Here is a 9,028-nt window from a genome sequence, read left to right as displayed (position 1 = left end):
CCGGCATCGACGGGATCGCCTTCACCGGCTCGCATGGGGTGGGCATGGCGATCCTGCGCGGCTTCGGCGTCGGCGGCGCCCATGCGCGGCCGGTTCTCGCCGAGATGGGCGGCAAGAACCCGACCTATGTCACGGCCTCGGCCGATATCGAGACGGCCGCCGCCGGCATGGCCCGCTCGGCCTTCGGCCTGCAGGGGCAGAAATGCTCGGCGGGGTCGGTGGTCTTCGTCCATGACGCCATCCGTGCGGCGTTTCTCGCGGCGCTGGAGGAGAAGGCGGCGGCGCTGCGCATCGGCGACCCGCGAGACCGCGACGTCTTCATGGGGCCGCTGATCAGCGCTGCCGCCCGCAGCCGCTTCGAGCAGGCGGCCCAAGCGGCCCGGACTGCCGGGGCGACGGTGACGGGCGGGCAGGTGCTCAGCGGCGGGATCTACGACGGCGGCGACTATGCCGCGCCGACCATCGTTACCGGCCTGCCGGACGACCACGCCCTGCACCGGGACGAGCTGTTCCTGCCATTCCTGACGGTGCGCGGCTTTTCATCGCTGGATGAGGCCATCACCCGCGGCAATGCGGTGCCCTATGGCCTGACGGCGGGTATCTACACGCGCGAGGAGAGCGAGCTTGCCCTCTTCCTCGACACCGCCGAGGCCGGCGTCCTCTATGCCAACCGGGCCAGCGGCGCGACGACGGGCGCCTGGCCGGGAATCCAGACCTTCTGCGGCTGGAAGGGTTCGGGGACGGGATCGAAGGGCGGGCTCGGAACCTTCTACCTGCCGCAGTTCATGCGCGAGCAGAGCCGCACGGTCATGCGCTGAGACGCGGGACTCAGCGGTCGCCGGGCAGCGCCACGCACTGGCGGAACAGGTGCTCGTACCACGAGCGGTCGGCATGGTCGGAGACGAAGGCGACGCTGGTCTCGCCGGCCTCGCTGAGGACGCTGACAGCGGCGATCGTCCGGTCGTTGTCGTCCATCGCCTTGATCAGCGTACCGCCGATGAGGGGCGAGCGCCGGACGGGGGGGTGGCGGGTGTTGAACAGGCCCTCGATGCAGGATGCGATGTATGCCGGCGGCAGGCTGGAGCTGACCGTCAGCGGACCCTGCGTCGCGTAATTGGAGGCGCAGGCGCCCAGCGCGACCGCAAGGGCTGCTATCGCCAGACCAGTCGCTGCGTGTCGGGTCCGGACCGTGAGCATGGTCGGATAACGCGGCGAGCCCCCCGAAGTTCCACCGGGGCGAGGAACGTGGTCGTCACCCGCGTTCCGGCTGCGGCCATGACGAAAAACCCCGCCGGATCGCTCCGGCGGGGTTTTCCTCGAATGGTGGGCACGACTGGGATCGAACCAGTGACCCCTACGATGTCAACGTAGTGCTCTCCCGCTGAGCTACGCGCCCTTTTGCGATCCGAGGGACCGCGAAAGCGAGGCGCACCGTATAGTGGGGATCGCGGAACGGTGCAAGAGCATCGCGCGGGCCAAATTGCGCCTTTGTGGACAAGGCCTCAGGCGGCCTGCTGGAGCATCTTCTCGACCTCGTTGACGAGGTCGCGCAGGTGGAAGGGCTTGGAGAGGATCTTGGCATCCTTGGGGGCCTGCGAGTCCGCCTGGAGGGCGACCGCGGCGAAGCCGGTGATGAACATGACCTTGATGTCCGGGTCGAGTTCGGTGGCGCGGCGGGCCAGTTCGATACCGTCCATCTCCGGCATGACGATGTCGGTGAGGAGCAGTTCGAAGGGCTCCTCGCGCAGGCGATGGTAGGCGGACAGGCCATTGTCGAAATGGGCGACGTCGTAACCGGCAGTCTCCAGCGCCTTGACCAGGAATCGGCGCATGTCGTTGTCGTCTTCGGCCAGGAGAATCTTGCCCATGCTGAATGCGGTCCTTCGTCCGTCCGTCGTCGGGGAGGCGGTGTAGCGAACCCGGTCCCGCTTGTGCCCCATCAAGCATGAAGATGGTAAATGTGCGGTGAAGAGCAGCGGCACCCCGTGCGAAGCGCCATTCGACCGCGACGGGCAGTCACGTCCGGTTGAGGGTTCACAGCCCGGCGCGGCGCGCTAGAGTGGAGGTCGTGGCGCCCGTGACGCGCGCCGACGGACGCGTGATGATGGAAGCCGAAATCTGCGACATCGACCCCGCCTTCGAGGCGCTGGAGCCGGCAGAGACGCGCGCGCCCGTCATCTTCAACTCGCCCCATTCGGGCCGTGTCTATCCGCCGCATTTCATCGGCCAGGTCCGGCTCGACCTGCCGTTGCTGCGGCGCTCCGAGGATACCGGCGTCGACGCCCTCTTCGCCGGGGTGGTGGAGCGCGGCATGCCGCTGATGCGCGTCCATTTCCCGCGCTCCATGGTGGATGTGAACCGCGAGCCCTATGAACTCGACCCCCGCATGTTCGACGGGCGGCTGCCGACCTTCGCCAATACCCGCTCGATGCGGGTCGCCGGCGGGCTCGGCACCATCCCGCGCGTGGTCGGCGAGGCGCAGGAGATCTATGCGCGCCGCCTGCCGATCGACGAGGCGCTGGTGCGCATCGAGACGCTCTACAAGCCCTATCACCGGGCGCTTCGCCGCCTGATCGCCTCGGTGCACCGGGCCTTCGGCGAGGCCCTGCTGGTGGATTGCCACTCGATGCCCTCGATGGCGCCCATCCGCGAGGACCGGCCGCGCGCCGACATCGTCATCGGCGACCGCTACGGCACGAGCTGTTCGCCGGCCGTCGGCGATCTCATCGAGGGGGTGCTGCGGGCGCGCGGCTACAACGTGGTGCGCAACAAGCCCTATGCGGGGGGCTTCATCACCGAGCATTACGGCCAGCCGCAGACCGGCGTCCATGCGGTGCAGATCGAGATCAACCGCGCCATCTACATGGACGAGCGGACCTATCGCCCGACCGGTGATTTCGGCCGCCTCCAGAGCGACCTGATGATCCTCGCCGAAGCGCTGGCGCGGCTGCCGCTGGACCGTGCCGGCGACTGGCGCATCGCGGCGGAATAGCCGCATCAGCCCCATCATTTTTGCATGGCGAGCGAATCTGTCGCGCCGGCAACGGAATGGGCTTGCCCTGCTCCGGGGCCTCCTGATCGATTGATCAGGGTGCGACGCACAACGAATCTTCGGCTTTTTCGATTGTATACGACGGGTCGAGGCCAAGTTCCGTGTCACGGAAATGGCGGATCAAGTCGTTGATTTATAAGAAGAAAATAAGTTTCCACCAAAGAAAGAGGCCGCCCACTTTCGTGAGCGGCCCAAGTCTAGGGAGGAAACGCCCAAGGAGGGCTGCGTGGCACCGCAAGGCGATACCGCGCTGCAACAATATGCCCGGGGTCTCCGGAAAAGGCAAGAAGGCTGTCCCATTTTTTTCACACCGCCCTTCGGCCGATGCGGCGCCCGCTCTCAGGGGACCGAGCGGCGGGGTTCTGGCGCCCTGAGATAGACCAGCGTCGCCACCGCCAGCAGCACCGCCTGCATGGCGAAGGCGATCTGGAACGCGGTCACCGGATAGGTTGCTGCGCCGCCCGCCGCCGCCTTCACCGCGAGGCCGGTCAGCCATTGGGACACGAAGGTGCCGCTCATCGTGCCCATGTTGATGAGGGACAGACCGCGCCCGGTGATCTCCGGGGGAAACAGCGCCTTGGAATGGGCCACCAGCACCGGGGTGAAGGCGCAGGCGAAGCCGAGCAGGGCGATGATGGTGCCGGCCTGCAGGACGCCGTGATGGCCGACGGTGATGATGGCGCCGAGGAGGGCGAGGGTGAGCAGCGCGCCGGTCACCGCCAGCGGCTTGTAGGCGCCGGTGAAGCGGTCGGCCGAGCCCCAGGCGATGGTGCCCACCACCTGCGCGATCGCCATGACGAAGAGCGTGTGGCCCTGGGCTGCAAGATCGGCACCGTGGACATGGGCGAGATAGGGGCCGCCCCACAGGCCGATGAAGAGGGCGAAGGTCGAGAAGGTGGAAAAGGACATCAGGAAGAGCGGCCAGAAGCCCGGCGTGCGCATCACCGCGCCGATCCCGCCGAAGGCTTGTGGCAGCGTTTCCGTCGCCTTTCCGGGCAGGCGTCCGGTGGCCGCGCCGCGCACCCCGAGGACGATGCCGACGAGCAGCAGCGCCGAGACGAGGGCGGCCAGCAGGAAGGCCGAGCGCCAGCCGAGCTCGGCCGTCATCCAGCCGAGCGGCGCCGTCGCCAGGATCGTGCCGAGGCTGGAAAAGGCGATCTGGAACCCGGCGAGGCTGGCGAAGACGGCGGGCGGGAAGGCGCGGGCATAGATGACCAGCGGCGCCATGAAGAAGGTCGAGCAGCCGATGCCGAGCAGCAGGCGGCCGGCGATGAGGCCCGCCTGTCCGTTGGCCTGGGCGAAGACGAGGGCGCCGGCCACCGCGAAGAGGCTGGATCCCAGCAGCGCGACGCGCGGGCCCCAGCGGTCGATGACGATGCCGACGGGGATCTGGCAGAGCGCGAAGATCAGGAAGAACGAGGAGGCGACGAGCCCGAGCTGGTCGGGATCGAGGCCGAGTTCGTCGGCGAGGGTCGTGGCGATGACGCCGACGGAATTGCGGAAGAACTGGCTGAGTGCGGTCGCGGTTGCGAGCACCGCGACCATGGCGAGGACCGCCGGGCGGGTGAGACCCGCGGGGCTCGAACGCCCTCCCTTGGCTGATTGCGGCACCTTGTCCTCCGGGCCGGCGAAACTGCCCGTCCCGCAGCGTTCCTGCAAGGCGGGCGCCGGCACGCCTGCGGCCCTGCCGGCGCATGGAACCCGCCGGCTGTTGCCGCCCGCCGGCCCCGTGCCTATAGCTCTTCGGCCCCGATGGCGAGGAGAAGAGATCGTGAGTGCTGTGGATTTCGAGAGCTTCGTCCGCGATCTCGCCCGCCTGTCGGGCGAGGCGATCCTGCCCTTCTTCCGCTCGGCCATCGGTGTCGAGAACAAGGCCGGCCTCGGCCAGTTCGATCCGGTCACCGAAGGCGACCGGGCAGGCGAGGCGGCGATGCGCCAGCTCATCAAGCGGACCTTTCCCGCCCATGGCATCGTCGGCGAGGAATATGGCGAGGAAAACGCCGATGCCGAGCATGTCTGGATCCTCGACCCGATCGACGGCACCAAGGCCTTCATCGCCGGCATTCCCGTCTGGGGCACGCTGATCGGCCTGGCGCGCAACGGTCATCCGGTCTTCGGCATGATGCACCAGCCCTTCATCGGCGAGCGCTTCTGGGGCGACGGCGCCGGCGCCCGCTACGAGGGGCCGGCCGGCAGTCGCCACCTGATGGTCAGGCCCTGCGAGGGGCTCGCGGCGGCGACCATCATGACCACCTCGCCCCGGCTGTTCGATTCGGAGACGCGCGGCCGGTTCGATGCCGTCGAGGCGCGCTGCCGCACCTATCGCTACGGCGCCGACTGCTATGCCTATTGCATGCTCGCCGCCGGCCATGTCGACCTCGTCGTCGAGGCTGGCCTGAAGCCCTATGACATCGTCGCGCTGATCCCGATCATCGAGGGCGCCGGCGGCATCGTCACGAGCTGGGACGGCGGGCCGGCCGCGGCCGGCGGGCGCATCGTCGCCGCCGGGGACCGGCGCGTCCATGCCGAGGCGCTGGCGATCCTCAACGCCTGATCCCTCAGAGGAACGGCATCTCGCCGGGGACGAAGGCGTCGAAGGCAGCCCAGAACTGGGTGCGGATCTCGTCGCGCTCCTGCATCAGTTCGTGCAGGGATCCCGGCACGACGACGGCGCCGCCGGTCTTCAGGCGGCGGCCGAATTCCTCGATCCGCGGCGTGTCGATGAGGGGATCGCGGGCGGCGCCGACCAGCAGCATCGGCTGGCGCAGGCCGCGCGTGTAGAGCGGATGGGCGAAGCGCCGGGTGACGGCGAGCGCCTGACGCACCCAGCCGACGGTGGGGGCGCCGAGCCCCAGCCGCGCATCGGCCTCGGCATAGGCGGCGGCCCGAGCGTAGCGGACCGGGTCGGAGGTGACGGGATTGCCGTCGAAAGGCTTCATGGACACCGGCTGCGGCGATCCGCCGGGGATCACGGCGCCGCCGAAACCGGTGAGGCTCATCGCCGACAGAAGCGGGCGGATTACCGCCGGCCGGGTCACCTGGGCGAGCGCCACCATGGGCGCCGCCAGCACCATGCGGTCGAACCAGGTGCGGCCGGCATGGGCTGCCTCGATGAGGATGGCGCCGCCCATGCTGTGGCCGAGGGCATAGAAGGGCGGCCGGCAATCGGGCAGGCCGACGATGGTCATGACGGTCTCAAGGTCGGTCTGGTAGTCGGAGAAGCGCCGGACATGGCCCTTGCGGCCGTCGGAGAGGAGGCGGCCCGACCCGCCCTGGCCACGCCAGTCGAAGGCGAGCACGCCGAAGCCGCGCGCCCGCAGGTCCGCCACCACCTCGAAATATTTCTCGATGAACTCGGCCCGGCCCTGGCAGATCACCACCGTGCCGCGGCGCGGCGCACCGGTTGCGTCCCAGCGCGCATAGCGGATGGGGATGCGGTCGGCGGTGGTGATGGTGCCGGCCCGCACGCCCGCGGGGATCGGCCTGTCGGGGAGTGCTACGAGATCCATGACATGCGGTCCATCGGGCAGGCGAACCCGCACGATCAGGCGGCGGGGACATCATCATGCCCCCGCCGCGCTAACATCGCCTGAACGGCAGCGTCAGCGCAGGATGCGCGTGTCGCGGCCGCTATAGGGATCGCGCTCCCAGCCGGGCGGCGGCGGGCGGCGGGGGCGATAGACCGGGGTTTCGTCATCGTAGTAGCGCGGACGCTCCCGATAGACAGGGCGCTCGTCGTAGTAGCGCGGGCCGGTCCGATAGACCGAGCGGTCGTCCTCGAACCGGCGCGGAGCGTCCCGATAGACCCGGCGATCGTCGTCGAAGCGGCGCGGCGGCTCGCGATAGATCGGGCGGTCGTCCTCGAAGCGGCGGGAGGGACGCTGGAAATCGCCGCCGCCTCCGCGGCAGAAGCGCGAGGCCGGCACATGGGTCTCGATCGGCTGGCCGGTCGCGCCGTCGATGATCGTCACGCGCACCGGCGGAGCGCCCGGCGAGCAGGGGTCCCCGCGATAGTTGCCGGGGAGCCCCTGGACCTGGATCACCGCCGAGGTCTGCGGAAGGGCCGGCGCCAGGGGCATGGCCGCGGCCATGCCCGGTATCAAGGCCGCGAAGGCCGTCGTCATCAGGATCGTCCGCATGGCCAGTTCCTCCTTGTCGTTGGACGCACTGTCCTCCAGCACCGTCTGTTCCGCAAGGTCAGCCAGAACCTGCAGGACGCACGGCACCACAGGACGTCAGGGGCGGCCCCGGCGCGTCGGCGGGACATCGCCGATTACCCTGAGGCCGATGATTTCACCGTTGCGGGCATCCATGACCAGCCGGAACCGCTGGCCATGCTTGTCGCTTCCGTGGGTCAGATAGGTGCTGCCGCGCCGCACGACGGGGTCCGTGACGGAGTAGCCGCGCGCCGAAAGGCGGCCCGCCACCTCGCCGGCGCTGAGCGGCGCTTCGGCCGCAGGGCGGCGCGGCGTCGGCGCATCGGCCCGGGCCAGACCGCTGGCGCAGGCGATCACGGCGATGACCAGCGCCATGCCGGCCGACCCGGCGACGGCGCCGAGGGCGAGGCGCGAGAGCGACGTGGCACGCGGCGCGTCGCCGGTGATGCGGGCGGGAAAGGTTGCGAAGTCGGGCATGGCGATTCGATCCGGTCCCCGTCGGGGCTTGTACGCGTGGTTGCAGGGCAGGGCCTGCCGCCATCATCGAAGCGAGATTGCGCCCCCTCGGCTGAACCGTCGCGGAAGCCGCCATTCACCCGCTCTTCATCCGCCGGGCGTCGCCGCTCCCCCCTCTTGCGCGGCCCGCGCGGCATTCCTAACTCAGGTCCCGTGCAGGCCCCTTGCGGGCTGCACCCATCGCAAGGCCCGGCCACGACAGGCGGGTCCCCACTCTGGTGTCGCTTGAAGGAGGACATCCATGCGCAGCTTCGATCTTGCTCCGCTCTATCGCTCGACCGTCGGTTTCGACCGGCTCTTCTCGATGCTCGACCAGACCTCCGGCGTCGAGGCGCCGTCGCCGACCTACCCGCCCTACAATATCGAACGCACGGGCGAGAACGCCTATCGCATCTCCGTCGCGGTCGCCGGCTTCACCGACAAGGACCTCTCGATCGAGGTCCGCGAACAGGCCCTCACCATCCGTGGCGGGAAGGCCCCCGCCGAAGCTGAGGGCAAGCCGGACTATCTGCACCAGGGCATCGCCGCCCGCGCTTTCGAGCGCCGTTTCCAGCTCGCCGACCATGTGTCGGTGAAGGGTGCGGTCCTCGATCACGGCCTGCTGCATGTCGATCTGGTCCGCGAGATCCCGGAGGCCAAGAAGCCCCGCCAGATCTCCATCGGTACGGGCTCCGGCCCGCGTACCATCGAGGGCACGACGGACCGCCAGGCCGCCTGACCCGCATCGACCCGACAGCAGGGCCGTCCTCCAACGGCCCCTCCTGAGATGCACGAACGCCCCGGTGAGGCATCACCGGGGCGTTTCGTCGTCATGCGTCGCGGCTGGTGGCGGCCGAGGGCCGCCGGCCCGTCAGTTCGAGGCGGGCGGCGTCACCTGACGGATGCCGGGCGTCGCCGGCGCACCGCCGGCTGGCGGCAGGCTTTCGCCGTTGGGCCCGAGGAAGCGGCCGTCGATCAGCACGCCTTCGCTCTCGCCGGGCTTCTGGGCGGTCTCGGTGGCCGGCGCCGGTTCGACCCGGGGCGCTGTGGCTGCCGGTGCCGGCGGCACGACGGGATCGGCGGCGGGAGGTACGGGCATGACCGGGGCCGGCGTTGGCGGCAGGGCCGCTGAGGGCGCGGGTATCTGCCGCACCGGCGCTTCGGGGATCGCCATGGCGGGCGGGACGGGTTCGACCGTCGGGGTCGTCGGAGCCGGCGGCAGCGCCGCGGTGGGCGGCGGCGGTGCGGGTTGCTCGGCCTGGGGAGCGGTACCGGCCGGCGGCTGGAAGGGCTGGGCCGGCTCGACGCTCAATGCCGGCGGCGG

The 9,028-nt window shown here is 69.8% G+C and carries 11 protein-coding genes, 1 tRNA gene and 1 pseudogene; 5 read left to right on the top strand and 8 right to left on the bottom strand.

Annotation, left to right across the window (positions count from 1 at the left end; all coding sequences use genetic code 11):
* Positions 1 to 818: aldehyde dehydrogenase family protein (locus Q8O26_RS14975; RefSeq protein WP_305576958.1), on the top strand; the 818-nt coding region annotated here is incomplete at its 5' end.
* A 10-nt stretch (positions 819 to 828) separates the two neighbouring features.
* On the opposite strand, the gene Q8O26_RS14970 is transcribed toward Q8O26_RS14975, so the two are convergent.
* The 3 genes from Q8O26_RS14970 to cpdR form a co-directional block, all read right to left on the bottom strand.
* Complete coding sequence (locus Q8O26_RS14970) at positions 829 to 1,197, bottom strand: hypothetical protein (protein ID WP_305576956.1); 369 nt, start codon at positions 1,195 to 1,197, stop codon at positions 829 to 831.
* A 124-nt stretch (positions 1,198 to 1,321) separates the two neighbouring features.
* Positions 1,322 to 1,396, bottom strand: a tRNA-Val gene (locus Q8O26_RS14965).
* 106 nt (positions 1,397 to 1,502) lie between these two features.
* Entirely contained in the window at positions 1,503 to 1,868 is a 366-nt protein-coding gene (cpdR, locus tag Q8O26_RS14960; protein WP_305576954.1) for a cell cycle two-component system response regulator CpdR, read from the bottom strand.
* Positions 1,869 to 2,101: 233 nt separating this feature from the next.
* Here cpdR and Q8O26_RS14955 point away from each other — a divergent pair, with 233 nt between their 5' ends.
* Complete coding sequence (locus Q8O26_RS14955; protein WP_305576959.1) at positions 2,102 to 2,992, top strand: N-formylglutamate amidohydrolase; 891 nt, start codon at positions 2,102 to 2,104, stop codon at positions 2,990 to 2,992.
* 399 nt (positions 2,993 to 3,391) lie between these two features.
* Here the strand turns inward: Q8O26_RS14955 and Q8O26_RS14950 are convergent, their stop codons facing one another.
* On the bottom strand, positions 3,392 to 4,663 hold the full coding sequence (locus Q8O26_RS14950; protein WP_305576953.1) for an MFS transporter: 1,272 nt from the start codon (positions 4,661 to 4,663) through the stop codon (positions 3,392 to 3,394).
* A 160-nt stretch (positions 4,664 to 4,823) separates the two neighbouring features.
* Between Q8O26_RS14950 and hisN the strand changes: the two genes are divergently transcribed.
* Positions 4,824 to 5,606: a histidinol-phosphatase gene (hisN, locus tag Q8O26_RS14945; RefSeq protein WP_305576952.1), complete on the top strand. Its 783-nt coding sequence runs from the start codon at positions 4,824 to 4,826 to the stop codon at positions 5,604 to 5,606.
* A 4-nt stretch (positions 5,607 to 5,610) separates the two neighbouring features.
* Here hisN and Q8O26_RS14940 read toward each other — a convergent pair whose 3' ends face one another.
* From Q8O26_RS14940 to Q8O26_RS14930, 3 genes are all read right to left on the bottom strand, one after another.
* Positions 5,611 to 6,561 (bottom strand): alpha/beta fold hydrolase, encoded by a 951-nt coding sequence (locus tag Q8O26_RS14940; RefSeq protein WP_305576951.1) that lies wholly within the window; start codon positions 6,559 to 6,561, stop codon positions 5,611 to 5,613.
* Between the two features lie 93 nt (positions 6,562 to 6,654).
* A complete protein-coding gene (locus Q8O26_RS14935) occupies positions 6,655 to 7,278 on the bottom strand; it encodes a hypothetical protein (RefSeq protein WP_305576950.1) in 624 nt (207 codons plus the stop codon).
* A 9-nt stretch (positions 7,279 to 7,287) separates the two neighbouring features.
* Positions 7,288 to 7,686, bottom strand: a complete 399-nt coding sequence (locus Q8O26_RS14930; RefSeq protein WP_305576949.1) for a PepSY domain-containing protein — start codon at positions 7,684 to 7,686, stop codon at positions 7,288 to 7,290.
* 280 nt (positions 7,687 to 7,966) lie between these two features.
* Here Q8O26_RS14930 and Q8O26_RS14925 point away from each other — a divergent pair, with 280 nt between their 5' ends.
* Positions 7,967 to 8,443: an Hsp20 family protein gene (locus Q8O26_RS14925; protein WP_305576948.1), complete on the top strand. Its 477-nt coding sequence runs from the start codon at positions 7,967 to 7,969 to the stop codon at positions 8,441 to 8,443.
* Between the two features lie 132 nt (positions 8,444 to 8,575).
* On the opposite strand, the gene Q8O26_RS14920 is transcribed toward Q8O26_RS14925, so the two are convergent.
* A complete protein-coding gene (locus Q8O26_RS14920; RefSeq protein WP_305576947.1) occupies positions 8,576 to 8,803 on the bottom strand; it encodes a hypothetical protein in 228 nt (75 codons plus the stop codon).
* On the opposite strand from Q8O26_RS14920, the pseudogene Q8O26_RS14915 reads away from it, so the two are divergent.
* Positions 8,802 to 9,028: pseudogene (locus Q8O26_RS14915) on the top strand (hypothetical protein); the annotation flags it as partial. The gene Q8O26_RS14920 and the pseudogene Q8O26_RS14915 sit on opposite strands and share 2 nt — an antisense overlap.

The sequence above is a fragment of the Phreatobacter sp. genome, from assembly GCF_030691135.1.
In the GTDB taxonomy this organism is placed as follows: domain Bacteria; phylum Pseudomonadota; class Alphaproteobacteria; order Rhizobiales; family Phreatobacteraceae; genus Phreatobacter.
Note: the sequence above shows the minus strand (reverse complement) of the source record. Positions and strands in the feature narration are given on the sequence as shown.

Coding starts and splice junctions, on each gene's coding strand:
- Q8O26_RS14970 (WP_305576956.1), bottom strand. CDS start 1,197: ATGCTCACGGTCCGGACCCGACACGCAGCGACTGGTCTGGCGATAGCA.
- cpdR (WP_305576954.1), bottom strand. CDS start 1,868: ATGGGCAAGATTCTCCTGGCCGAAGACGACAACGACATGCGCCGATTC.
- Q8O26_RS14955 (WP_305576959.1), top strand. CDS start 2,102: ATGATGGAAGCCGAAATCTGCGACATCGACCCCGCCTTCGAGGCGCTG.
- Q8O26_RS14940 (WP_305576951.1), bottom strand. CDS start 6,561: ATGGATCTCGTAGCACTCCCCGACAGGCCGATCCCCGCGGGCGTGCGG.
- Q8O26_RS14930 (WP_305576949.1), bottom strand. CDS start 7,686: ATGCCCGACTTCGCAACCTTTCCCGCCCGCATCACCGGCGACGCGCCG.
- Q8O26_RS14925 (WP_305576948.1), top strand. CDS start 7,967: ATGCGCAGCTTCGATCTTGCTCCGCTCTATCGCTCGACCGTCGGTTTC.
- Q8O26_RS14920 (WP_305576947.1), bottom strand. CDS start 8,803: ATGCCCGTACCTCCCGCCGCCGATCCCGTCGTGCCGCCGGCACCGGCA.